Raw genomic sequence first — 24237 nt, forward strand, 5'->3', positions numbered from 1 at the left:
AATAATTACAAATTATGTTTGTACACCACGTTTTCTTTTGGTTAGCCAAACCCGATTCGGCAGAAGAAAAAGCGAAGTTGCTGGAAGGTATAAAGCAGCTGCAAGCCGTTGAGCATATCCAGACCATGCATGTGGGCGTGCCCGCCAGCACCGACAGGCCGGTGATCGAGAAAGGATACACTTTTTCGTTGCTGCTCGTGTTCAACGACCTGGCCGCCCACGACGCGTACCAGGTGCATCCTGTCCATAAAAAGTTTGTGGATGATTGCGCCCGCTACTGGTCTAAGGTGCTGATTTATGACGCAGTAGACGCTTAAGGCTAACCTGATCATACCTGCGGTTGCAGGGACGTTTTAGAAGAGCGCCAGCCGAAAGCAGCTGGCGCTCTTTTGTTGGTATGGAAAGCTGCAAACCAAAGTATACCAGTGGAATAGCAGACCTGGGCAAAGCCCGATTGGAGGGAGCCGCCAGCCACATCAGTTGAAAGACCTCGCGGTGTTTTAAAACCCGCGAGTGTCTGGGCAAGTAGCTAGGGCCTAACCACCAGACACTCGCAGGAGCTGCGCGTACTGCGAGGTCTTGAGCACTATCTCAAGTATAAAAACGACTCCTGTCCTAGATCATACCATAGCAATACGTATCCCAGTACCGGGTCAGCAACTTGTCGGCTTTGGCGGTAAAACCGTCTCCCTGGCTGGGTGTGGGGGTAAATTCTCCAAAAACAGCGCCCTTGTCGGTGGCGTAAAAATCTATCCGTACAAAGATCTTATATGCTTTGCTCAGTTGCCGGGCACAGACCAGCATTTCGCCCAGGCACCGGGGCAGGTTTTGCAGCGGTGCAGGCTGGTAAAAGTCGGCTACATTCTCTATTCTCTCCCAATGCTGCGTGTAACAACTGGAAAAACCTGTTTTCGGACTCGTGCGGTTTATAACATCGATAAAGGCAACCTCGCCGTTAAAAACAGAAATTTTATAATCGTCCGGAATCCTGTGAGCCCCGTTTTCATCTTTAACAAATTCTTCGAGCAGGAACTCCAGGTAAGGATTTTCAGCAATAGCCCCGGAGAGTGCCTTTTTTAAATGATCCGGTGTATAGCTCCTGTTATCCATCAGGTTTACGGCCCCGTCCATCAGGAAAACTTTCTGGCTGGAGTGCCCGATGGTAGGCCGGATGACATACTGCGGCGGTAATGCATCAAAATCTATCATGTTTACCTCTCTGCCCCGCCAAAACAGCGCGGGTACACGGCAGCCGTGTTTGCTGGCAAATTCGCGTGCGTTATACTTGTTGCTGAGCTTTCGTTGCCAGTGGGCTACATCCTGCCATTTTTCCAGCGGATCGTAGGCGCGCATCGGGGTGTTACGGATCGTTTCCGCGTCCGGAGCATTCCAGAAGGTACGGTGCCGGTGCTTGATACGCTTGCCGAATTCTTTGGCTTTGATCGAACTTCTAAGTGCTTTAATATTCCGGCCAAGTTTTTTCTGATCAATTCCAACATAGCAGCGCCCTTTAGTCTTACATGATACGGATAAATTAATATTAAAATATTTATAATTATTTGCCTACGTAAGAGATTGTCTCTTTGTTAGGAAGGATGAGCTTGAATATGAGGCAGTAAAGTAAGAGGGGAAGGGAGTGTACACACGAAGGAATGCAAGGGGAAATTATATAAATCTTATGCTCTATTTAAAATATTTATATAAAACAATGTGTAAGTATAAATTTATTTCTATATTCACCATAGGAACTATATTGTTTTAGTTCTAAATAAGAAAGCCTGATCCGTAAACATTTAACATTTAACTCCATGGACTTTATAGATGTTATCAAAGCATTAGGGGAGAAAGCGTCTCGAATGAAAGAAACCATTCAGACGGAGGAAGCTACTAAAATGGCTTTCGTTATGCCCTTTATTTCTGCATTAGGGTATGATGTTTTCAATCCGCATGAAGTTGTGCCGGAATATGTTGCTGATCTAGGTATAAAAAAAGGTGAGAAAGTAGACTACTGCATCCTGAAAGATAATGCGCCAATCGTAATAATAGAATGCAAACATTGGAAAGAGGATTTGAATGTGCACAACTCACAGCTTCATCGTTATTTTCATGTTACCTCTACCCGGTTAGGTATACTTACTAATGGCATTATATTTAAATTTTATACGGATTTGGTAGAACCGAACAAGATGGATGATAAACCATTTTGGGAGTTTAATATCACTGAACTAAGTGAGGCTAATATTTTTGAATTGAAGAAGTATCATAAATCTTCGTTCAGTGTTGAGCAGATCTTGGGTGCCGCATCAGAATTAAAATATTCAAGAGAAGTCAAAAGGATTATGCTTGAAGAATTAGCCAACCCTACGGATGTTTTTGTGAAGCATTTTGTAAAGCAAATCCATTCGGGTGTAATGACGGCGAAAGTATTAGAGCAATTTACGGGAGTAGTTAAAAAGGCGCTGAATCAACTAATTAGTGAAATGATAAGTGATCGTCTGAAACTTGCTCTAGCTACAGAAGAAGATAGAGATAAAATAGTTATTGCCGAAAAAGTAGCAGAAAATACAACTGTAAGCCCGGTGAAAGAGCCCGAGAACAAAGTTATAACCCATGAGATAGAAAAAGAGGCTTTCTTTATCGTTCGCTCTATTCTGAGAACCACAATTGATGCAAATCGCATTTGTCATAGAGACACGCAATCATACTTTGGGATTTTATTAGATGATAATAATCGTAAACCGATTTGCAGGTTTTATTTAGAAGGCACTAAAAAGTATATGGGCATTTTTGATGAAGCCAGAAAAGAAGTAAAGCTGGAGATACCATCATTAGATGATATTTATAAGTATGCCGATCAATTGCTTGCCACCGTGCATGCCTATGAACGAAAACTTGAGAAAGCTTAGCTCCGGCTATAGCAGCAACCGGTACGCTGCCTCCTAAAACAAAAAAGCCACCCAGACGGGTGGCTTTTTTGCGCAACTAAACTCTAAACTAACCTAAACGTCAAACTACCTTTCTGTCGGTAATTCGATGTCCACGTTATTGAAACGTATCGCACCGTTATCTAGTACCGCTTCTACCACAGAATCTTTATTAATCTTACCGGCCAATATTTCTTTGGACAGCTCGTTGAGCACCTGGCGCTGGATGACACGCTTGAGCGGTCGGGCACCGAACTGCGGATCGTAGCCCTGTTCGCCCAGGTAATCCAGTACTTCATCGGTTGCGACCAGCTGGATGCCGGCATCTTCCAAACGCTTCTGGATATGGCCGAACTGGATCGAAACGATCTTGCGGATATCCCCGCGGCTCAGCGGACGGAACATCACTAACTCGTCGATTCGGTTGAGGAACTCCGGCCTTAGCGATTTTTTCAGCAGATCGAACACCTCGTCTTTGGTCTGTTCCAGGATCTCGTCGTGGTTGAACGGTGTCATCTTCTCGAAATTGGCCTGGATGATCTGAGAGCCGATATTCGAAGTCATGATGATGATCGTATTTTTAAAGTTCACCACGCGGCCTTTGCTGTCGGTCAATCGACCATCGTCCAATACCTGCAAGAGGATGTTGAACACATCCGGGTGCGCTTTCTCGATCTCGTCCAGGAGCACCACAGAGTAGGGCTTGCGACGCACGGCTTCGGTCAGCTGACCGCCTTCGTCGTAACCTACATAGCCCGGAGGCGCCCCAATCATACGGCTCACGGCGTGGCGCTCCTGGTACTCGCTCATGTCGATACGCACCATGGCATTCTCGTCGTTGAACAGGTAATCGGCCAGCGCCTTGGCCAGCTCGGTTTTACCCACACCCGTTGTACCCAGGAAGATGAACGAACCGATCGGGCGTTTCGGATCCTGCATACCGGCACGGCTGCGGCGCACGGCGTCCGAGATGGCTTCAATGGCTTCTTCCTGACCCGCTACGCGTTTGCCCAACTCTTCTTCGAGAAACAGTAGTTTTTCACGGTCGCTCTGCAGCATCTTGCTTACCGGTATACCCGTCCACTTGGCTACCACTTCGGCAATGTCTTCAGCGTTCACCTCTTCCTTCAGCATCGGGTTTTCGCCCTGCATCTGGTGTACCTGCTCCTGCAGTTCTTTCAGGTGCGCTTCCGATTCCTGTATCTTGCCGTAACGCAGCTCGGCTACGCGGCCGTAATCACCGGAGCGTTCGGCCTGCTCGGCTTCCAATTTATAGTTTTCGATGTTCTCTTTCTCTTTCTGAATGCCTTCGATGATCTGCTTTTCGTTCTGCCACTTGGCTTTCAGGTCATCACGCTTCGTGGAAAGCTCGGCAATCTCTTTCGAAAGGATAGTTTCCTTGTCTTTGTCGTTCTCCCGGCGAATTGCCTCGCGCTCGATCTCCAACTGCATGATGCGGCGCTGGATCTCGTCCAGTTCCACCGGCAAAGAGTCGATCTCGATGCGCAGCTTGGCCGCCGCTTCATCCATCAGGTCAATGGCCTTGTCGGGCAAAAAGCGGTCGGTGATGTAGCGGCTCGATAATTCCACCGCGGCAATGATAGCGTCGTCCTTGATGCGTACCCCGTGGTGTACTTCATACTTGTCTTTGATACCGCGAAGTATGGAGATGGCATCCTGGGTGCTTGGCTCGTCTACCATCACCGCCTGGAAGCGACGCTCCAATGCCTTATCTTTCTCAATATACTTCTGGTATTCCTTCAGGGTAGTAGCACCGATGGCATGCAATTCACCGCGCGCCAGGGCTGGTTTCAGCAGGTTGGCGGCGTCCATGGCGCTGTCGCCGCCCGCACCGGCGCCGATCAACGTATGGATCTCGTCGATGAAGAGGATGATCTCGCCTTCGGCATCCACCACTTCTTTTATCACTGCTTTCAGGCGCTCCTCAAACTCGCCTTTATACTTGGCGCCTGCTACCAGCAGACCCATGTCCAGGCTCATGATCTTTTTGTGCTTGAGGTTTTCCGGTACGTCGCCGCTCACGATGCGCTGGGCCAGGCCTTCCACGATGGCGGTTTTACCCACACCGGGCTCACCCAGCAGCACCGGGTTATTCTTGGTGCGGCGGCTTAGGATCTGCAGCACACGGCGTATCTCTTCGTCGCGGCCGATCACCGGGTCGATTTTGCCGCTGCGGGCCATTTCGTTTAGGTCGCGGGCGTAGCGCTTGAGCGAGTTATACTTGGCTTCTGCGTTCTGGTCGGTTACCTTGGCGCCACCACGCAGCTCTTTAATCGCTTTCTTCAGGTCTTTTTCATTAAAGCCCACATCCTTCATCAGGCCAGCTACTTTATCACGTCCCGCCAAAATGCCCAGCAGAATGTGCTCGATGGCCACGTACTCATCGCCAAACTCTTTTAAATAGGAGGTTGCTTTCTGCAGGGCCGCTGCCGTGTCGTTTGCCAGGTAGGGGCTACCGCCACTCACTTTCGGATAAGCGGCCACGATCTCGTTCAGCTTGCTGGTAAGAATGTTGCTGTTCACATTCAGTTTCTGAAACAGGAAGTTAGTAACGTTCTCGTCTGTCTGAAGGATGGCTTTTAAAACATGCCCGGTTTCAATTGCCTGCTGCTCATTGCCGCCGGCAATCTCAGTGGCCTTCTGAATGGCCTCTTGGGCTTTGATGGTATAGTTATTAAAATTCATAGCGCTTCGTCTGTTTTCCTCTTAATCTGTTTACGAGGTAGGAAGCAAAGGGTGCACCAATGGGATTATAGGATGATTTTGCTGAAATTATGACAGGCTGTTATTCCTTAAAATGTCCTTTTAAGGACAGAATGGCATAAAAACGTGAATTAAGAGGCGCGATGAAACAACAAAAGGCAGCACTACAGGCTGCCTTTTGTTTTGTAAATGAAAGGTGATTTGCGCTATTCTACTACCTGTAGCTCTACGGTTACCTGCAGTTCATCCTCTACTTTAAACAGACCGCCCATTTTCTTGGGTGAGGCCAACCCTATTTCAGAGAAATTCAGGCAGATGTTGCTTTTTAGGTTACTGACGCCTTTGCCGGCACAAGTATAAAAGCTCACGTTCTGAAGCGGAATAGTTTTACCGCCCACCATCAGGTTTAGGTTGCCTTTGTAGCCTTTGCCCTCCTGCCTCAGGCAAACGACCTCAATTTTGGTGTAGGGGTGCTTGCTGGCGTTCAGCGCTTTCTCAAAATCCCTGTCCAGGAGGATGTTGCCGCAGTTAAAATCTTTGACGGGGATGGCCAGTCTGAGCCTTTCTTCCCGCGGAACCTGCCTGTTCAGGTAAAGCGTATCTTTCTGGCTGCTGCTGGTGTAGGCGCAGTTAATATCGCCCAGCGAAGTGCCTGCTGCTACGGTTACTTTATTTCCCGTGATCACAACAAACGCTTTTTTTTCAGGCAGTACCATCGCGCTCAGCAAAGAGACAGCAACCAGAAAGAGACGAACAGGTAACATGGTTTTAAGTGTTAGAAAGAAATGGCGCCCTCGAACATAAAGCCATTGAACTCGCCGCCGTGGCGGATATCGGAAGCGTCAAAGCCTTTGTACTGCTGCTTCACATATTCGGCTTTGGCCAGGATGTTCTTCGTTACAAACCAGCCGCCGCCTACCTGTATCCTGTTCAGGTTCACTTTGTTGTTCAGCACATCGGGGCTGGAAGCCAGCGGTGCCAGGCGTCCTTCTACCACATTGTAGCGGCCCGCCACGTACAGGTTCTCATTGCTGCCGAAGCGGTACACCATGTCAGTGCCCAGTTGTCGCCAGGTACGGTCTATTAGCTCGTCGTTAGCGCCTAATCTGCCTTTGCCTTTGGCTTGCTCAAAGTTGCCGAAGAACTCCAGGCCGCGGTATTTCACAAACGGGTTCACCACGAAGGCCGTGATGCTGTTGGTAAGGCCCGGGTTGATGTTGCCGGAAGTAAAATGCGTGGAAGGTGTTACGGCTACTCCGCTGGCCACTCTTGCCGGATCCATTACCAGGAAGTAACGGGAGCCGGCACGGTCGCCGCCATACAGGGTGTTTCTTACAGAGCCGGCCGTTGTATATACTGAGCCTGTCAAGCGTACCCGCAGGTCGTTGCTTACCTGGCTATCGTAGCCCAGTTTACCGATGAAAGAGGGCTTGCGCTGGCCCGGGCTCTGGATGCCGCCTTGTACTTCACCTCCTGTAACGGATCCTACTGCCAGGAAATTGCTATACTGGAAGATCGCCTCTGCACCAATTTCGGTGGTGAAGGCATCCATGATGTAGTTTCCTACAAACGGGTTCTGCAGGGCATGAGCATTATCTGTTCTGCGGAAGTGCGCGTCGCCATAGTTAATTTCCATGTGGCCTACTTTGAGGGTCAGGTTTTCAAATACCTTGTCGATCAGGGGGCTGTTGAGGAACTCGGCTTTATCCACCTGAATATAGCCGCCTTTTACCCAGGCCTCGGAGTGGTGGCGGGATGAGAGATAAGTGACCAGGTTTAAGCGAATGCCATCGGCCAGCAGCACATCCAGGTTCAGGTTAGCGGATGCTAGGTTAAAGCCGTTCTCGATAGGCATAAGCTGGTTGAGGTTAACTTCGCTGCCGCCCTGCTGTTGCAGAAGGGCTGTGGCCGTGTTCTTGTGTTTGAGGCCCTGGAACTGCTGGGCAAATCCACCGCCTAGTCGCACTTTAATGCCATCGAAGCCAATTGTGTCCTGCTTAGGTGTTTCGAACGTGTTCAATCCCCTTTTGTCGTAAGGGCGGGCATTGGGCAGGTCGGATAAGGTGATCTGCGCAAAAGCGCTCATACTTAAGCCAAGCAGCAGGCCCAGTGAAAGTGTAAACTTTTTCATGATGATCGGTATTTAATTTCTTTAGTTTTTTGAATAAGTAGCGATGGGCTGGAAGCTTGCCTTGAAGCTCAGCTTAAGCTCGTTGCCGGTTTTTACAGTGCCTAAAAGTGCTGTGGGTGGTTTGATGCCGAAGTCGGTGAATTTGATGTTCGCCTCGCCTGCCAGCTGTACCGTGCCGGATTTTGTGCTTGTCTCCACGTTAAAGGTCACCGGACGTGTGGTACCGGCAATGGTCAGGTTCCCAGTTACCTGGGCGCTGTTATTGTCCAGGGTACGGAAGGAAGTCAGCGTAAACACGATGTCGGAGTATTTGCCTGCCTTAAGCGACTCATAAGCGATCTCGTCCATCTTGGCCGTGCCGCTCTTAACGGAGGCGGTCTTCAGGATAACGGAAGCAGACTTCACGTTTTTAAGCGTGGCACCTTCCAGTGTCATTTCGGCTTTGCCCTGGGCTTGTACCGATGTCATTTCCCAGTCGTGCAGGGTAGAGGTGCCCTGTACTTTCAGTTCGGGCTTGCCGGCCAATTTATACTGGTTCTGGGCGAGCAGCGTGTTGCCCAGGCTTAATCCTAATAAGATGCTCAGCAAGCTGAGCAGTTTTATGGCGCTAATTGTCTTCATGATACAGGCGTTAAGATTGTTGCTGTTTGTATTATTCTGATAGGACAAAGGTAGGCGGCCCTACCCCTGCAAATGATGACAATCGGCAGTGGGGAAGATGATTGAAGTCTCTTTTAGCAAAACCCGGCTATAAACGTTATTTACAGCTTAGAGAGCGGAAAAAATTGGCTTGCTACAACAGGACAGGCAGTGCGTGCAAGACCCGGTAGGAATTGTAAGTAATAAAGGACAGCTGAAGTAAAAATAGGATCGAATGGTTAATGCATTCGATCCTAGTCGTTTAGTGGGGAAGCTGTAGCGTGCAACGAGGTTGATTTTCTGGAGCTGAGTCCGCCAACAGCCGTGTAGGTGCGGGCAGTTTATACTTCACGGCGCAGGCCAAGCTATACTTGTCGCCGTGTCAGAATCCATCAGGCAGCCGGGAGAGACGAAACGCCATTTGACGTTGTACTTGGTGCGCAGCACGTTGGAGATGATTTCATACTTACAGAACAGCGGCCAGATAGAACTCTTCGTTGCGGCTGGTGCTCTATACTTTCCTGCCAGCATATAGCTCAGGAGGCAGGATATTTTGCAATTTCGAATCAGCGCGCTTCCTTTTGATAGGTTTGAATCGCTTCGACCAGGGTGTCGATTTCCTCCTCTGTATTGCACAAGGCAAACGAAACGCGCACCGCTTTTTCCAGGCCCAGGTACTGCATAAGTGGCTGCGCACTGAATTCGCCGACACGCACAGCAATGCCATACTTGTCGTTCAAATATATTTCCAGCGCGCTAACATCAGCGCCTTCCAGCGTAAAGGTTAGCACCGGCTCTCTTTCCGGGGCTGCGCCAAGGATGTGTAGTCCGGCTATCCGCCGAAGTTTCTCCCCGGCATAGTATAAAAGGTGCTGTTCATAGGCCTCGATCGCTTTGTGGCCCACCCGCTCCAGGTAATCCAACAGGGTGCCAAAAGCAATAATGTCGGCATAGGCGGTGGTGCCTGCTTCAAACTTCAGCGGCAGGGGAGCATAGGCGGCATTTTCGAAGGTAACCGTTTCGGCCATTATAGCGCCGCCCTGATAGGGAGGCATTTTATTCAGCCAGGCAGCCTTGCCATAGAGCACGCCCACGCCCGTAGGGCCGCCCATCTTATGTGCCGAGAAGCCGTAAAAGTCACAGTCCAGCTCCTGTACATCTACCGGCATGTGCGGGGCAGTTTGGGCGCCATCCACAAAAACAGGTATCCCTTTTCGGTGCGCCAGGCTGGTAATTTTTTTGATCGGGTTGATGGTGCCCAGCACATGCGATGAATGCACCAGGCTGATGATCCGGGTGCGCTCCGAGATCATACTTTCCAGGGCTTCCATATCCAGTTCGCCGGTTTCGGTAATAGGGACCACCTTTAACACTGCCCCGGTTCTCTGGCAGGCCAGCTGCCAGGGTACAATGTTGGCATGGTGCTCCATTAAGGTGATCAGCACTTCATCCCCTTCCGATAAAAAGGCTCTCTCAAACGCCAGGGCTACCACATTGATGGCTTCTGTGGCGCCCTGCACAAAAATTATCTCTTCCGGGGCGCGGGCATGCAGCAGGTCCGCCACTTTCTGCCGGGTTTCCGCTACTGCTTCGGTGGTTGTTTTACGGGTAGTATGTGCTTCTTCCGGTCTGCCGTATTCAGTGGAATAAAAGGCGGCCAGACGTTCTATCACTTCCTTTGGTTTCTGGCAGGAGCCGGCACTGTCGAGGTATATAAACGGCTTCCCGTTATGTTTTTGGTGCAGCATCGGGAAATCCTGGCGGATGCGCGCCACATCAAAGCCCCCATCGTCTTTGCTGGGTTGGTTTGTTTTGGCTTGTTTCCCTTTTGTTTGTTCCATCGGCTTCTGTTGGGTTTTGTTGTCATTCGGCCGCCACACACCGCTTGCGCAGTTACGGGCAGCTTGCGCGCTGTTTCAGGCACCATTATGCACCAAGACCAGGAATGTATACTTGCTGCCTGGGCGTAAGTTAATGTTTTAGCGAGAATTCCTTCGCTTTAAAGAACAACATCGGGGTTCCAGTTGCCGGCAAAACTTCTCTCCAAAGCGGTACAGACGCCCGGGTTGGCAGGGATTTCTATCAGGCGATTTGCGCCAGAATGTGCACCAGCACATGGTATATGTCCTGCAAAGAAGCAGCGTCGCCGATCGGTTCATCTTTGCGGAACTGCAGGATGGCTGTTTCAGATGCCTCGTCTTCTGCTTCCAGTTTCAGGCTGGCGCTGGTGTGCCGGAGCAGGATGTGGCGAGTCTTTTCGTCAGCGAACAGCTTTTTCAACGTATCAGGCTGGTTGGTGCGGATCATGAAGGCATCATCAAAATCAGGGTAGCCAAGCTTTACATCTTCCATGCCCAGCGCTTTGCCGATCTCGTGCAGGAAATCCTGCTCCTGCAGGTGGAACCGCAGCGGCACCCGGGCCGGTACGGCCGCTTTAAAGGTAGTGGTGGAAATGCCACTTTCAAAACCGCCACCAAGGTCAATATCCAGGTCAAAGAGGGTATGATAGCCGCCCTGGTGCAGCATGGCCGTGTAGCGGATAATGCCTTTCTGCGCCGCCATGTCGGCTGCCACCTGCTGCCAGATCTCCGCCTCGGTGGCGCCTGTAAATTCTTTGATGTTGTCCATTTAAGTCGGGTTGCTATAGTGTTTGCGCCTGCCGGCAATTGGTCTCTTATAAGTATGGCAGCGTGTAAGTATAACTTGCTGCTAGTACAGATGCGAAGTATAAGAACAGCCCTGGTCTGCCGTATAAATAAGGTCCTTGCAGAATGGCAACAGACCTCAACCTGTTTCTCTCCTCATACTTGCTATTTCACTTCGCTTTTAAATACGGCCGCGTAATGATCGGCCAGTCGTGTGGGCTCGGGCAGTTTATACTTTATGGCACAGGCCATGGCTATTTCGGTAGCCGATGCCACGTCCATCAGGTGGCCGGGCGACACGAACACGGGCTTTACGTTGTCGCGGGTGCGGAGCACGTTAGCGATCACCTCGTTTTTGTACACCAGCGGCGATACGGAGCCTTTGGCTGCAGCCGGTTCGGTATACTTGCCTACCAGCACTTTTTTAGCCACACCCATGGTAGGTTTATTTAAATGGAGACCAACATGGGTGGCAATGCCCAGCTTGCGTGGGTGCGAAATGCCGTGTCCGTCCACCATGATCAAGTCGGGCTTTTGCTGAAGTTTTTCGTAGGTTTTTAGCAAGTTGGGCGCTTCGCGGAAGGCCAGGAAGCCGGGAATATACGGCAGCTCCACCGGTCCGTGGTGCCATACTTTCTCCACCACTTCCAGCCCCGGGTAGGTGAGCAGCACGAACACCGATAGGATGGTATCCTCGCCGATAAAAGAGGAGTCGCAGCCGGCAATCAGTTTCAGCTCAAAGTCGGGCTTTTGGATAATGATGCGCTGCTGCAGAACCCGCTGCTGCTCGGTCAGTTCCCGAAGTAAAACCGGGTCTGGTGGCGGAGCATCAAATCTGTTGTAGTAAGCCATATTTTTTAATTACGAATTACGAATTACGAATTACGAATTACGAATTACGAATTACGAATTTTAACCCTAGGCAATCAGCTACTGCATGTAGATTCACTCATTCAAAATTCAGTTATTCAAAATTCAAAGTTACCTCACGCGCTGCAGGGCACCCGCAGGTCTACGAAGAGCAGCTGCCATTGGCTGCCATCATAGCCGAAATGGAAGCGAAAAGAAGTATACGTATGGAGCACGGAGCGTAGCACGCGCTGTTGCAGTTGTTGTACCTGCTGCTCCTGCTGGTGGGGGAGGCTGGCATACTTCCACATATCGTTTTGCCGGAAAGCGGCCCCGGAAGTATAAAAGCAACCATCTTCGGCGTAGCCGGAGCCGCCGTTGTCGGTGCCGGCGCAGTCAAAAGCCGGAAACGGATGCCGCTGCAAAGCGCACGTTTGCATCTGGGCGGCAATAGAAACAAAGGGCTGGCCCTGGTACTGGCGCTTTACGTCCTGCACACGGATATAGTGGCTATAGGCGGGCACGGCGCCCGGCTGCTCAATGAGCCAGAAACCCTCTTTTGGGGAGATAAACGTGTTGAGCAAGGCCGTGTCCTGTGTCTGCAGGGCGGCAAAAAACCTTCCGAAAGCTTCTTCAAAGGCCACCGTGTCGGTGGGCGGTTTTTGGTTTGGGCTGGCGGGCACTATGGCGGGCCGGCGCCCTTCCGCTTCGGGAGCGGGCGCAGGATTGTGTTGGGTTGCCCCGGTGCCGGCATCGCGGGCATGGCAGGCGCTGAGCAGAAGTATAAAGCCGGTCAGGCAGAGAACGTTGTACATAACAGGAAGATCTTATGGGTGCTTACGCAAAGGCTGCCGATTTAAGTTGCCTGCCTTAACCTTGGCCGTAGCAGGTCGTAACTTAAAAAGCATACTTGTTCTATACTTACTGCAGCTATGGCAAACTATATTTTTAACGACAGCGTCCGGATCGATATGCCCGATGTGTCGCTCATCGGGGACCTGGTGATACCCGAACATGCAAAGGGGCTGGTGGTTTTCTCGCATGGCAGCGGCAGCAGCCGCCACAGTACCCGCAACCGCTTTGTGGCCCAGCACCTGCAGCGGTCGGGCTTCGCTACCTTGCTCTTTGATCTGCTGACGGAAGAAGAGGACCGGGATACCCGGAACCGTTTCGACATTGTTAAGCTTACCCAGCGCCTAATACAAACCACCTACTGGCTGCAGCAGGACCCCCGCACCACGGCCTACAACATTGGCTTTTTCGGAGCCAGCACCGGAGCTGCCTCTGCTATCGGGGCGGCTGCGGCCGAAGGGCCCGACATCATCAAAGCGGTGGTAAGCCGGGGCGGCCGCCCCGACCTGGCCGATGCCGTGCTGCCCGATCTGATGGTGCCAACGCTGCTGATCGTGGGCGGCAAGGACGAAGAAGTACTGCAGCTGAACATACAGGCGCACGACCGGATGCAATGCATCAAAGATGTGGAGGTGGTACCCGATGCCACGCACCTGTTCGAGGAGCCTGGCGCCCTGGAGATGGCTGCGCAACTGGCTACCGACTGGTTTCGCAAGTACCTGGAGCCTGCCAAGCAACAGCCGCTGCACCAGAACAGACCCTAGTTAATTTTGACTTTTGAATAACAGAATAATCGAATAGTGAATAACAGAATAATCGAATATGTGCCTGCCAATTAAAGTTAAGGTTTTTAAGGGTTACATTTTCTATTCAGTTATTCAAAAGTCAGTTATTCAAAATTAAATAATATGGAGATGTTGCAGAACCGCCAGGAAGCCGCCGAACTGCTGGCAGATCGCCTGGCCAGGTATAAAGGTGAAAACGGCGTGGTGCTGGCCATTCCGCGGGGCGGCGTGCCCATTGGAGCCGTTATTGCCCGGGCGCTGGCCATGCCCCTGGATATTGCACTCTCGAAAAAGATCGGTCACCCGGCCAACCCGGAATTCGCCATCGGCGCTGTGAGCCTGGAAACCCTGACGGTGGACGAGCGGGCAGAAGTGCCCCGCCAGTACATTGACGCCGAGGTGAAGCGGGTGCGCGAAAGCCTGCAGCAGAAGTATAAACTCTTTATGGGCAATCGCCAGCACCAGTCCTTGCAGGATAAAGTGGTGATCATTGCAGACGATGGCATTGCTACCGGCAAAACACTGCTTACCACTGTAGAACTGGTTAAAAATCAGCACCCGCGCAAAGTGATCATTGCTGTGCCAGTGGCGCCTTTTTCGGCCATTGATAAATTCAGAAAGCTGGTAGATGAGGTGGTCTGCCTGCTTGTTCCGCCTTTCTTCCAGGCGGTGGGGCAGTTCTACAGGGAGTTTGACCAGGTGAGCGACGAAGAGGTGATCGCCTTGCTGCAGGAACAAGCCTGGTAAAACCATCGTACCTGCTTACAAAAGCCCGGCCGGTTTATACCCCGCGTTTATACTTCTGTCAAAAGAAAATGCCTGACAAGATCAATACTTTGCTGACAGCAACAGCCAGATGCCGCTATACTCTGGCGCTCGCCCGCCTTGAGCTACCAAAGCATCCGGCAGCTGTGCCGCAAAGCCCGCCACCGGGCTAGCCTATATCAAAAAGACTCTTATATTTGCTTTTAGAACCTGCTGTGAGCGGCCGGCGCCTTAAACCGGGCCAGGCAGCAGGCCATATACCTTATTGGTGATCAACAGTAACGAAACAGAACAAACATGACGACAAAAACAGCTAAAATTGTTTATACCATAACCGACGAAGCGCCTGCCTTGGCAACGCGCTCTTTTTTACCTCTTGTGGAGACTTTTACCCAGGCCGCAGGCATCGAGGTGGAGACAAAAGATATCTCGCTGGCAGGCCGTATCCTGGCAGCTTTCCCGGAGAAACTGACCACTGAGCAGAAGCAATCCGACGACCTGGCTTACCTGGGCGAACTAGCGAAGACGCCCGAAGCCAACATCATCAAATTGCCCAACATCAGCGCATCCGTTCCGCAGCTGGTAGAAGCGATTAAAGAGCTTCAGTCGCAGGGCTACAACATTCCGGATTACCCGGCAGAGCCAAAGAACGACGAAGAGAAAGAAGCCAAAGCCCGTTATGCCAAAATTCTGGGCAGTGCGGTAAACCCGGTGCTGCGCGAAGGCAACTCAGACCGCCGCGTGGCCGATGCGGTAAAGCAATACGCCAAAAAGAACCCGCACTCGATGGGCAAATGGACAGCAGACTCTAAAACCCGCGTAGCCCACATGCAAGGCGGCGACTTTTACGGCAGCGAGAAATCGGTTGTAGTGGAAAAAGCCAGTGACGTGAAGATCGAGTTTGTAGCCGCTGACGGTACCACCAAAACACTGAAAGAGAAAACCTCCCTGTCTGCCGGCGAAGTGATCGATACGGCGGTGATGAGCAAAAAGGCGCTGCGTTCGTTCCTGGAGCAGGCCATAGAAGAGGCCAGAAAAGAGAACGTGCTGCTCTCGCTGCACCTAAAGGCTACCATGATGAAAGTGTCGGACCCGATCATGTTTGGGCATGCCGTTACCGTTTTCTTTAAGGATGTGTTCGAAAAGCATGCCCAAACCTTCGCGCAGATTGGTGTGGACCCCAACAATGGCCTGGGCGATGTATACGCCAAGATCAAAAGCCTGCCCGCCGACAAGCAGGCAGAAATAGAAGCCGACATACAGGCTGAGTATAAGAAGCGCCCGGAGCTGGCCATGGTGAACTCCGACAAAGGCATTACGAACCTGCACGTGCCCAGCGATGTGATCATTGATGCGTCGATGCCGGCAGCCATTCGCTCGTCCGGTAAAATGTGGGGCACCGATGGCCAGCTGCACGACACCCTGGCCGTGATTCCGGACCGTAGCTACGCCGGTATTTACCAGGAAGTGATCGACTTCCATAAAAAGAACGGCGCCTTTGATGTAACCACCATGGGCACAGTACCTAACATCGGCCTGATGGCACAAAAAGCCGAAGAGTATGGCTCGCACGATAAAACGTTCCAGATGACGGGCAGCGGCACGGTGCGTGTGGTAGATGCATCGGGCAATGTGCTGCTGGAGCAGAACGTAGAAGAAGGCGATATCTTCCGGATGACGCAGACCAAAGACTTGCCGATCCAGGATTGGGTGAAACTGGCTGTGACCAGAGCCCGCATTACCAACACGCCTGCCATTTTCTGGCTCGACCCGCAGCGCGCCCATGATGCGAACCTGATCAAAAAGGTAGAGCAATATTTACAGGAGCATGATACCAAGGGCCTTGAGATCAAGATCATGTCGCCGGTGGAGGCAATGCGCTATACCCTGGAGCGTGCCAAAGCAGGCAAAGATACCATTTCGGTAACCGGCAACGTGCTGCGCGACTACCTGACAGACCTTTTCCCGATCATCGAGCTGGGCACCAGCGCCAAAATGCTGTCTATTGTGCCGTTGCTGGATGGCGGCGGGCTGTTTGAGACAGGTGCCGGTGGCTCTGCGCCAAAGCACGTGCAGCAGTTTATGGAAGAAAACTACCTGCGCTGGGATTCGCTGGGCGAGTTCCTGGCCCTGGCCGTTTCGCTGGAAGACCTGGCACAGAAAACAGGCAACCAGAAAGCCGAAGTGCTTGCCGAGGCACTGAACAAAGCCAATGCCGAGTTCCTGGAGAAAGACAAGTCACCGTCGCGCAAAGTAGGCGGCATCGACAACCGTGGCAGCCATTTCTACCTGGCCCTATACTGGGCACAGGCCCTGGCCGAGCAGAACAAAGACCAGGAGCTGAAAGCTCGTTTTTCGGAATTAGCCAAAGCATTGACCGATAACGAGCAGAAGATCGTGGAAGAGCAGATCGCTGCGCAAGGCAAACCGGTTGATTTGGGCGGTTACTACCACCCGAACGCCGAGAAAGCCAGCAACGCCATGCAGCCTAGCCAAACGCTGAACAAGATTCTGGCTGAGTTCTAGGAGAAAAGTATAAAATATAAAAGCAAAGGCTGCCTGAGAGATCGGGCAGCCTTTTTTGTTGGGTTCCCATTGGTGTATTTGGTGCAGAAATTCTCCCCTTGAGGGGAGTTAGAGGGGTGTTTACAGCTGCGAACTTATACTTCTTATACAATGTCCCAGTTCGCGAAGCACATTATCCATTCTTTTCTTTACTTCTAAATCATCAATCCTGACGAAACATATACCATGCTTTTCTAACTCCTGCTGCCTTTTTTTATCATATCCGACTTTATGTGCATGACTGTTCCCATCAATCTCTATGGCTAAGCCTAACTCATGGCTGTAAAAATCAACAATATAGTTTAACATCGGTACCTGCCGGTGAAACTGAAAGCCAAGCAACTTTCTGTCTTTTATTTCCTGCCATAGCAGCACTTCTGAAAGCGTGCTGTTGTTTCTAAGCTCTCGTGCTTTTAATCGTAAGTCCGGTCGATAAGGGATAATTTTGTTTCGCTTCATAGAGATGCTTGTGATGTATTTTCTCCTATTCCTCTCATACGATTACACCCCTCTAACTCCCCTCAAGGGGAGAATTTCTGCACCGCTCTTTTAGAGTTGTAATCCGAAAGTATGGAAACATAGCTTTAAAAGCCACAAGTTGCGCTGGCGCTAAACTTAGGGCATAACCTGCAACCTTTCCTCCAATAGCCTGTTACAAACCAAAATAACCGGGCAGCTATGGAAAACAACAATACGTCAGCGGTACATGCTCCAACTATAGTGCTGGCAGGAGCTACGGGGCATCTGGGCGGGCTAATTGCCAGAGCGCTGCTGGAAAGAGGGGCTCGTGTGCGGGTGCTGGTTCGTAGCAACAGCAGCAGCGGAAAAGTGGATGCATTGCGCAAAGCAGGCGCCACTATCTGTGAAGTAGATTTCCATAATGCTGCTGAACTGGCTAGGGCCTGTGAGGGCGCAACCTGTGTGATTTCTGCGCTGTCGGGGCTGCATTATGTTATGGTGGGGATACAAAGCTTGTTGCTAAACGCTGCCGTGGCGGCTGGGGTACCCCGTTTTATACCTTCCGATTTTGCCATTGATTTCACCAAACTACCCTATGGTCATAACCGCAACCTGGACTTCAGGAAAGAGTTCAAGGAGCGTTTGGATAAAGCCCCTATCGCTGCAACCTCCATACTGAACGGCATGTTCACGGATCTGCTCACTGGCCAAGCGCCCGTTATTCTCTTCCCCCTAAAACGCGTGCTATACTATGGTGATCCTACCCAACTGATGGATTTTACGACCATCCAAAATACTGCCGATTATACTGCCGCCGCGGCTCTTGACCCAACTACACCGCGTTACCTGCGCATTGCCGGCGATGTGCTTAGCGCTCATGGTTTAAAAGAGGCTGCCAGCAATGCTACCGGAGATGACTTTAAATTGTTTCGGGTTGGTGGTTTGGGCTTACTCAATGCTATCATTAAGATCACAAAAACAGTTACACCCAACAATAACGAAGTCTTTCCGGCCTGGCAGGGCATGCAGTATATGCGCGATATGTTCAGCGGATTGCCAAAGCTAGAGCCATTAGATAACAACCGCTATCCGGAAATAAAGTGGACAGGTGTAGCCGAAGTGCTGGAGAAGCGGTAGAAGCGAACTTAACAAGTATAACTATAAACCAAAAGCGGCAGCCATACTTTGGCTGCCGCTTTTGGTTCTGGTCTAACGTCTAAATACTAGCGTCTAACGTCTGTTCTTAATACCCAAACAACTCCGTTAAGCTCAGCTGCTTCACTTTGCCATACTTGGCCAACTCTTTAAAGTTCAGCTTGTCTTTAGAGCCGATCACCAGGATGGCCTGTGGCTGGGCTTTGATATACTTCTGCTGGAACTCCTTCATCTGGTCAAACGTCATGGTGTTGGCGCTCTGGTATACATCCTGGCGGATGTCGTAGGTGAGACCCAGCTTTTTAGCCCGCTCGTAGTCGAATAAAATGTTGGACTTGGTGATGCGCTCGGTAGAAATGCTGTTGCGCAGGGAGGCGCGGGCGTTCTCGAAGTTAGCATCAGCCAGCGGCATATCCGTTAGCAGCGTCTGCATGCCCGCCATGGCCTCCGACAGTTTATCGGCCTGTGCCCCAATGTAGGAGAGCAGGTAGTTGGCGCGGCCTTGCTTTGTAGCCGGGCTGTAGAACGAGTAAGTAGAGTAAGCCAAAGCTTTGGACTCACGCAAATCCTGGAACACAATGCCGCCCATGTACTCGTTGTAGAGTCGCACCACCGGCACAATGTCCTTGGTATACGGCACCGACTTACTCAAAAACAGCATTTCGGCCTGCACCATGTTGTAGTCGGCCCAGTACACGGTAGGCTGTTTAAAGTCGATCTCGGCGAATATCTTTTCGGCAGGCACCGGTTTCAGGGTGGCAGGCACCAGGTGCTCCTGGTTCAGTACGGTCGTCAGGTTGTCGGTTTCACGTGGACCATAGTATAGCACGCGGTGCTGGTAAGTAGGAATACTTTTGATGATGCTCACCAGTTCCTGCGGCTTCACCGCGTTCAGCTGCTTTTCTGACAGCACCGTTGTGAACGGATTTTTAGGGCCATACTTGGCGTAGTTCACCATGGCCTGCTGCAGGATCACGCCTTTGTTCTTCTTGGCATCCTGGCGTGCTTTCAGCGTGCCTGCCACCATGTCGTTGAGGGCCTGCTGGTCCGGTTTGGGGTTTGCCAGTACGCTTTCAAACAGCGTCAGGCCTTTTTCAAAGTTCTCATCCAGCCCTGTCAGGCTTACATACACCTGGTCGCCGGAAGTGAACACGTCAAAGGAGGTGCCCAGCTGGAAAAACTGTTTCTGCAGCTCCTCGGCGCTATACTTGTCAGTGCCCAGGTACTTGAGGTAATTCACGGCCATGCCCAGCTTCGGGTCGTTGTTGGTGCCCATATCCAGGATGTAGTAAAGCTGGAAGAGGCCGTTATCCTTGTTTTTGGTATACAGCAGCGGAATGTTTTGCTTCAGTTTTGTTTCGGTGATGTCCTTTTTGTAGTCTACAAACACCGGCTGCAGCGGCTGTACGTTGGCCTCTTTGGCCATAAAGGCCTTGTAATAGTCAGATTGCGCGTCGCGGTTTACAGCTACCGGTGTAATGGCGGGCTTGTCTACCTTTTCGGCGTTCGGATCTTTGCCGGTGCGCTTATACACCAGCACATAGTTGTTGGTAAAGTACTTGTTGGCCACATCCACCACTTCCTGTTTGGTGATGGTGCCGAACTCGGCCTCGCGCCCCACAAATTTCTTCCACGGCATATCGTAGATAAAAGCAGTTACAAAGGCATCGGCCCGGTTGCTGTTATCTTCGTAGGCTTTCATGGTGCTGATCTTGTCGTTGTTCACCACCGCCGTGATGAGCGACTCCTCAAACGCGCCTTTCTTAATCAGATCGAGTTGTTGCAGCAGCAGGTCGCGCACCTGGTCCAGCGACTGGCCCTGGCGCGGCATGCCCGTCATCCGGAACGTGCCATAGTCGTGCATCGGGGTGTCATAAGCGTAGGCATTGAGGACCTTCTGCTGCTGGTTCAGGTTCAGGTCTACCAGGCCGGCAGAGCCATTGTAAAGCAGGTTGCTGATCATCTCTACTACTAGCGCCTCGCGGCTGTTTATACCCGGCGTGCGGTAAGCAATCGAGACGTTCTCGGCATCCGGGCCCAGCACTTCCTTCACGATCGGCTGCTGAATAGGCTTTTCCTGGGCTACGTTAAAGGTCGGCACCGGCTTTTTCGGAATGGCACCCCAGTACTTGTCGATCAGGCGAATGGTCTGGTCAAAGTCGATGTCGCCGGACATGGCAATGGCCATGTTGTTGGGCACATAGTAAGTGTCAAAGAAATGCCGGATCTCAGTGATAGACGGATTTTTGAGGTGCTCGATGGTACCGATGGTGGTCTGGGTGCCATACTGGTGCGTCGGGAAAAGCTCCTTATTGATCACCTCGGCCACTTTGCGGCCGTCGCTGTCGAGGGTGCGGTTTTTCTCTTCATACACAGCCTCCAGTTCGGTGTGGAACAGGCGCGGCACCATTTCCTGAAAGCGGTCGGCTTCCTCGGCTACCCAGGGCTCCAGCTGGTTACTCGGAATATCATTCACATACACGGTCTGGTCTACCCAGGTATAGGCGTTGGTGCCTTTGGCGCCCATGTTGGTGGTGAGCTTGTCGTACTCGTTGGCAATGGCGTAAGTGGCGGCTACCCCCGATACGCTATCGATCTGGTGGTAGATCTTTTTGCGCAGGGCAGCATCCGAGGTCTGGCGGTATTTTTCGTACAACGCTTCGATCTTTTCGAGCTCCACTTTCTCTTTAGCCCAGTCGGCGGTGCCCAGCTTGGTGGTACCCTTAAACATAATGTGCTCCAGGTAGTGCGCCAAGCCTGTAGCATTTGCCGGGTCGTTTTTGCTACCCGCATGCACGGCCACATACGTCTGGATGCGCGGCGCCTCTTCGTAATCCGTCAGGTATACTTTCAGGCCGTTGTCCAGGGTATAAATGCGGGCGTTCAGCGGATCGCCGGGCACGGTTTCATACGTGTACTCCTTTTGCGCCGGGGCTGCAGTTGCCGTAGTTTCAGTAGCCGATTGGGTTTGGTATGCTTCCTGTTTGCATTGCGAGAACGTAACGCCCAGTGCCAGCAGCAACAGAGAAGATCCTCTTTTTATAGTCATAGTTTTTGATGATAAAGTATGACTATAAATATAAGGAAATTAACGGAAGGGTGCTAGTATAATAGTGAAGGTGATGAGGTGAAGAGTACGGAAGGCTTGCCGCACTCTGCTGGCTTTTCGCCTCGCCGGCGGGGCCCTACTTTTTTTCTTGACAAAAAAAGTAAGCAAAAAAGTCAAGACAATTCGAAACTCGCTGAACGCTCAAACATCGAATCGTCAAATGAGGGCACCTGGCAGAAGCTATACTTTGTAGCTTCTGTTGAAAAAATGAATTTATACGAGCCTTAGCACGCTGTTTTGCTTTGTTGCTGTGAGAGGATGCATTGTTGTGAATAGCTGTTCCGGATGCTTAATCCGGAACTATTCCTGAAGCGGATTTCCTAATCCGCTTTAACAGCAAAGCTGGGATTAGGAAATCCCTTGCAGAGGGCTTTCGGATTTGGAAGTCCGAAAGAGCAGGATCCTTCCCCATATTCCCCTCCTGGGAGGGGTAAGGGGTGGGTTAAGCTATAGCACAACTCCTTACAAGAGCGCAATAGCAACATCGATAATGATAGCAATATCAATATTGAGTAAGTATAAACCCGCTGCTCAAAAGACCTCGCGGCGTCTTGCAGACCCGCGAGCGTCTGATGCCTATAGCCGTTCTTTTATACTTCCTAGACCTCGCTAAAAGTCCGTATCTAGCCCGATCCGTTGCCGCAGTTCGACCAATACCGGGTATTTCTCGGATAGGTACTGAAACTTGTCCTGCGAAGTATAAAGTTTACGGCCTTCGTCCTGCACTTCCATCACCTCAGCCTTAAGTTTTATACTGCGGTTGCCGAGCTCCTTTTTCAGCTCTGCCAGCAGGGCCGGGCGCACGGTGGTGAACTGGTCCAGCATCACATGGTTCTCCAGGTGCAGGGTCAGCTCGTTCTGGTCGCTTACGTGGTACTGGCGGTTCAGGAGCGTATACTCCATCATGTTCTCCGAGCGCTTGCGGCGCAGAATGCCGTGCCATACGGTTTTCAGGCGCGCCTGGTCTACGGGTACAAACGTTCCGTAACCGGCATCCTCTTCTTCCTCCGCTACGGTTGTATCCGTTACAGCGGCCTGGGCATTCTGCAGGTCTTTCAGGCTGGGTAGCTTGCTCAGCTTTTTGGGCGGCGGCAACTGCACCCCGGCGCGCGGCGTGTGGGCACTGGGTATGGGGCTGCTGCCCGGCGGTGTTTGCGGGTTGCCCGGTGCAATGTGCGCATCCGGTGTTACATGCTGCGGCTTGGGCGCCTGCTGCAGGTCCTCGGAGGGTATGTGCGTTGGCGTATGAGGCGGCTGTAAGCCCTCCGACGGAGTGGTGCCGGGAGCATGCTGCTGCAGCTCCTCCGACGGCACATGGTTTGGCTTGTGTTGCGGCTGTAAACTGGCCGACGGAATGGCACCTGTACTTGTACCGGTAGCGGCTGGTGCCGTGGCTGCTACCTTAGCTTTTTTTGCTACTGCTCCGTCTTGTGCAAAGCTCAACGCGGCATTCAGGTGCGCCAGTTTCATCAGGCACAGCTCTACGTGCAGGCGTTGGTTTTTGCTGCTCTTGTAGTTGGTATCGCAGGTACTTACCAGGTTCAGGCCCGAGAGCAAAAACGATACAGAAGATTTCTGCGATTGCTCCGCATACTTTGCCTTGATGTTATCAGATACTTCCAGCAATTGCACGGTTGCCTGGTCTTTGCACACGAGCAAACTGCGGAAGTGCTCGCCAATGCCGATCAGGAAGTTATGGGCGTCAAAGCCATTCTTCAGAATCTCATCAAACAGCAGCAGCGAGCCCGAAAGGTTTTCCGTCAGCAAATGGTCTGTTAATCGGAAGTAGTAATCATAATCCAGGATGTGCAGGTTCTCGACTGTGGCTTTGTAGGTAACCTTGCTGCCTGAGAACGTCACCATCTGGTCGAAGATCGACAAAGCATCACGCAGGGCACCGTCCGCTTTCTGCGAGATCAGGTGCAGGGCATCGGGCTCGGCAGTTATACTTTCTTTGGTGGCGATGCTGCCCAGGTGGCGCACCATGTCTTCGATGCGGATGCGGTTAAAATCAAAGATCTGGCACCGCGACAGAATGGTCGGGATGATCTTGTGGCGCTCGGTGGTAGCAAGTATAAAGATGGCATAGGAAGGCGGCTCCTCCAGCGTTTTCAGAAACGCGTTGAAGGCCTGGTTTGAGAGCATGTGCACCTCATCTATGATGTAGATCTTATACTTGCCCGTTTGCGGTGCATAGCGAACCTGTTCCACCAGGTTACGGATGTCCTCTACCGAGTTGTTGGAGGCCGCATCGAGCTCATGGATGTTGAACGAACTGCTGGAATTAAAGCTGCGGCACGACTCACACTCGTTGCAGGCTTCTGTCTCGGGAGTGATGTTCTGGCAGTTAATGGTTTTTGCCAGAATACGGGCACAGGTGGTTTTGCCCACGCCGCGCGGTCCGCAGAAAAGGAAAGCCTGCGCCAGGTGCTTGCTGCTGATGGCGTTTTTAAGGGTATTGGTTATATGGTGCTGCCCTACCACACTGTCGAACGTGGTGGGGCGGTATTTACGCGCTGATACTACGAAATTTTCCATTACACAAAGATAATCAATCCGAAGCTGAGATGGGAGTGCTTTTTATCCAGCAGTTATCCATAGACTTATCCACGGACGCAGCCTCAGACCCTGCAAC

The 24237-nt window shown here is 51.5% G+C and carries 19 protein-coding genes; 6 read left to right on the forward strand and 13 right to left on the reverse strand.

Annotation, left to right across the window (positions count from 1 at the left end):
* Positions 1-14 precede the first annotated feature (14 nt).
* A complete protein-coding gene (locus tag LWL52_RS00535; protein WP_242916174.1) occupies positions 15-317 on the forward strand; it encodes a Dabb family protein in 303 nt (100 codons plus the stop codon).
* Between the two features lie 298 nt (positions 318-615).
* On the opposite strand, the gene LWL52_RS00540 is transcribed toward LWL52_RS00535, so the two are convergent.
* Complete coding sequence (locus LWL52_RS00540; protein ID WP_242916175.1) at positions 616-1353, reverse strand: ATP-grasp fold amidoligase family protein; 738 nt, start codon at positions 1351-1353, stop codon at positions 616-618.
* 455 nt (positions 1354-1808) lie between these two features.
* Here LWL52_RS00540 and LWL52_RS00545 point away from each other — a divergent pair, with 455 nt between their 5' ends.
* The gene (locus LWL52_RS00545; RefSeq protein ID WP_242916176.1) at positions 1809-2906 is read left to right on the forward strand and encodes a type I restriction endonuclease; all 1098 of its coding nucleotides are present in this window, start codon (positions 1809-1811) and stop codon (positions 2904-2906) included.
* Between the two features lie 105 nt (positions 2907-3011).
* On the opposite strand, the gene clpB is transcribed toward LWL52_RS00545, so the two are convergent.
* The 9 genes from clpB to LWL52_RS00585 form a co-directional block, all read right to left on the reverse strand.
* The gene (clpB, locus tag LWL52_RS00550; protein WP_242916177.1) at positions 3012-5630 is read right to left on the reverse strand and encodes an ATP-dependent chaperone ClpB; all 2619 of its coding nucleotides are present in this window, start codon (positions 5628-5630) and stop codon (positions 3012-3014) included.
* 224 nt (positions 5631-5854) lie between these two features.
* The gene (locus LWL52_RS00555; protein ID WP_242916178.1) at positions 5855-6412 is read right to left on the reverse strand and encodes a hypothetical protein; all 558 of its coding nucleotides are present in this window, start codon (positions 6410-6412) and stop codon (positions 5855-5857) included.
* Positions 6413-6423: 11 nt separating this feature from the next.
* On the reverse strand, positions 6424-7779 hold the full coding sequence (locus LWL52_RS00560) for a hypothetical protein (RefSeq protein ID WP_242916179.1): 1356 nt from the start codon (positions 7777-7779) through the stop codon (positions 6424-6426).
* A gap of 21 nt (positions 7780-7800) precedes the next feature.
* Positions 7801-8400, reverse strand: a complete 600-nt coding sequence (locus LWL52_RS00565; protein ID WP_242916180.1) for a YceI family protein — start codon at positions 8398-8400, stop codon at positions 7801-7803.
* 366 nt (positions 8401-8766) lie between these two features.
* Positions 8767-8949: an endonuclease V gene (locus LWL52_RS20605; RefSeq protein WP_367615629.1), complete on the reverse strand. Its 183-nt coding sequence runs from the start codon at positions 8947-8949 to the stop codon at positions 8767-8769.
* A 35-nt stretch (positions 8950-8984) separates the two neighbouring features.
* Positions 8985-10259 (reverse strand): aminotransferase class V-fold PLP-dependent enzyme, encoded by a 1275-nt coding sequence (locus tag LWL52_RS00570; protein WP_242916181.1) that lies wholly within the window; start codon positions 10257-10259, stop codon positions 8985-8987.
* A 241-nt stretch (positions 10260-10500) separates the two neighbouring features.
* A complete protein-coding gene (locus LWL52_RS00575) occupies positions 10501-11046 on the reverse strand; it encodes a hypothetical protein (RefSeq protein WP_242916182.1) in 546 nt (181 codons plus the stop codon).
* A gap of 182 nt (positions 11047-11228) precedes the next feature.
* A complete protein-coding gene (gene nfi / locus LWL52_RS00580) occupies positions 11229-11915 on the reverse strand; it encodes a deoxyribonuclease V (protein WP_242916183.1) in 687 nt (228 codons plus the stop codon).
* 134 nt (positions 11916-12049) lie between these two features.
* Positions 12050-12727, reverse strand: a complete 678-nt coding sequence (locus LWL52_RS00585; protein ID WP_242916184.1) for a hypothetical protein — start codon at positions 12725-12727, stop codon at positions 12050-12052.
* Positions 12728-12844: 117 nt separating this feature from the next.
* On the opposite strand from LWL52_RS00585, the gene LWL52_RS00590 reads away from it, so the two are divergent.
* The 3 genes from LWL52_RS00590 (at position 12845) to LWL52_RS00600 (ending at position 16840) form a co-directional block, all read left to right on the forward strand.
* Complete coding sequence (locus LWL52_RS00590; RefSeq protein ID WP_242916185.1) at positions 12845-13528, forward strand: dienelactone hydrolase family protein; 684 nt, start codon at positions 12845-12847, stop codon at positions 13526-13528.
* Between the two features lie 144 nt (positions 13529-13672).
* Positions 13673-14296 carry a phosphoribosyltransferase gene (locus tag LWL52_RS00595; protein ID WP_242916186.1) on the forward strand — a complete coding sequence of 208 codons (624 nt, stop codon included), beginning with the start codon at positions 13673-13675 and terminating at the stop codon, positions 14294-14296.
* Positions 14297-14611: 315 nt separating this feature from the next.
* Positions 14612-16840: an NADP-dependent isocitrate dehydrogenase gene (locus LWL52_RS00600; RefSeq protein ID WP_242916187.1), complete on the forward strand. Its 2229-nt coding sequence runs from the start codon at positions 14612-14614 to the stop codon at positions 16838-16840.
* A gap of 120 nt (positions 16841-16960) precedes the next feature.
* Here LWL52_RS00600 and LWL52_RS00605 read toward each other — a convergent pair whose 3' ends face one another.
* On the reverse strand, positions 16961-17338 hold the full coding sequence (locus LWL52_RS00605) for an endonuclease domain-containing protein (RefSeq protein ID WP_242916188.1): 378 nt from the start codon (positions 17336-17338) through the stop codon (positions 16961-16963).
* Positions 17339-17557: 219 nt separating this feature from the next.
* On the opposite strand from LWL52_RS00605, the gene LWL52_RS00610 reads away from it, so the two are divergent.
* On the forward strand, positions 17558-18475 hold the full coding sequence (locus tag LWL52_RS00610) for an NmrA family NAD(P)-binding protein (RefSeq protein ID WP_242916189.1): 918 nt from the start codon (positions 17558-17560) through the stop codon (positions 18473-18475).
* A 106-nt stretch (positions 18476-18581) separates the two neighbouring features.
* Here LWL52_RS00610 and LWL52_RS00615 read toward each other — a convergent pair whose 3' ends face one another.
* Positions 18582-21542: a M16 family metallopeptidase gene (locus tag LWL52_RS00615; protein WP_242916190.1), complete on the reverse strand. Its 2961-nt coding sequence runs from the start codon at positions 21540-21542 to the stop codon at positions 18582-18584.
* Positions 21543-22211: 669 nt separating this feature from the next.
* Positions 22212-24140: a DNA polymerase III subunit gamma/tau gene (locus LWL52_RS00620; RefSeq protein WP_242916191.1), complete on the reverse strand. Its 1929-nt coding sequence runs from the start codon at positions 24138-24140 to the stop codon at positions 22212-22214.
* Positions 24141-24237 lie beyond the last annotated feature (97 nt).

Origin of the sequence: Pontibacter liquoris (assembly GCF_022758235.1) — a bacterium.
In the GTDB taxonomy this organism is placed as follows: Bacteria; Bacteroidota; Bacteroidia; order Cytophagales; family Hymenobacteraceae; genus Pontibacter; species Pontibacter liquoris.

What these genes read in the sequence shown, in the direction of transcription:
- LWL52_RS00615 (WP_242916190.1), bottom strand. Translation starts at nt 21,542, where the DNA reads ATGACTATAAAAAGAGGATCTTCTCTGTTGCTGCTGGCACTGGGCGTT.
- LWL52_RS00565 (WP_242916180.1), bottom strand. Translation starts at nt 8,400, where the DNA reads ATGAAGACAATTAGCGCCATAAAACTGCTCAGCTTGCTGAGCATCTTA.
- LWL52_RS00590 (WP_242916185.1), top strand. Translation starts at nt 12,845, where the DNA reads ATGGCAAACTATATTTTTAACGACAGCGTCCGGATCGATATGCCCGAT.
- LWL52_RS00535 (WP_242916174.1), top strand. Translation starts at nt 15, where the DNA reads ATGTTTGTACACCACGTTTTCTTTTGGTTAGCCAAACCCGATTCGGCA.
- LWL52_RS00555 (WP_242916178.1), bottom strand. Translation starts at nt 6,412, where the DNA reads ATGTTACCTGTTCGTCTCTTTCTGGTTGCTGTCTCTTTGCTGAGCGCG.
- nfi (WP_242916183.1), bottom strand. Translation starts at nt 11,915, where the DNA reads ATGGCTTACTACAACAGATTTGATGCTCCGCCACCAGACCCGGTTTTA.
- LWL52_RS00585 (WP_242916184.1), bottom strand. Translation starts at nt 12,727, where the DNA reads ATGTACAACGTTCTCTGCCTGACCGGCTTTATACTTCTGCTCAGCGCC.
- LWL52_RS00595 (WP_242916186.1), top strand. Translation starts at nt 13,673, where the DNA reads ATGGAGATGTTGCAGAACCGCCAGGAAGCCGCCGAACTGCTGGCAGAT.
- LWL52_RS00545 (WP_242916176.1), top strand. Translation starts at nt 1,809, where the DNA reads ATGGACTTTATAGATGTTATCAAAGCATTAGGGGAGAAAGCGTCTCGA.
- LWL52_RS00605 (WP_242916188.1), bottom strand. Translation starts at nt 17,338, where the DNA reads ATGAAGCGAAACAAAATTATCCCTTATCGACCGGACTTACGATTAAAA.
- LWL52_RS00540 (WP_242916175.1), bottom strand. Translation starts at nt 1,353, where the DNA reads ATGCGCGCCTACGATCCGCTGGAAAAATGGCAGGATGTAGCCCACTGG.
- LWL52_RS00610 (WP_242916189.1), top strand. Translation starts at nt 17,558, where the DNA reads ATGGAAAACAACAATACGTCAGCGGTACATGCTCCAACTATAGTGCTG.
- LWL52_RS00575 (WP_242916182.1), bottom strand. Translation starts at nt 11,046, where the DNA reads ATGGACAACATCAAAGAATTTACAGGCGCCACCGAGGCGGAGATCTGG.
- LWL52_RS00620 (WP_242916191.1), bottom strand. Translation starts at nt 24,140, where the DNA reads ATGGAAAATTTCGTAGTATCAGCGCGTAAATACCGCCCCACCACGTTC.
- LWL52_RS00570 (WP_242916181.1), bottom strand. Translation starts at nt 10,259, where the DNA reads ATGGAACAAACAAAAGGGAAACAAGCCAAAACAAACCAACCCAGCAAA.
- LWL52_RS00560 (WP_242916179.1), bottom strand. Translation starts at nt 7,779, where the DNA reads ATGAAAAAGTTTACACTTTCACTGGGCCTGCTGCTTGGCTTAAGTATG.
- LWL52_RS20605 (WP_367615629.1), bottom strand. Translation starts at nt 8,949, where the DNA reads ATGCTGGCAGGAAAGTATAGAGCACCAGCCGCAACGAAGAGTTCTATC.
- LWL52_RS00600 (WP_242916187.1), top strand. Translation starts at nt 14,612, where the DNA reads ATGACGACAAAAACAGCTAAAATTGTTTATACCATAACCGACGAAGCG.
- clpB (WP_242916177.1), bottom strand. Translation starts at nt 5,630, where the DNA reads ATGAATTTTAATAACTATACCATCAAAGCCCAAGAGGCCATTCAGAAG.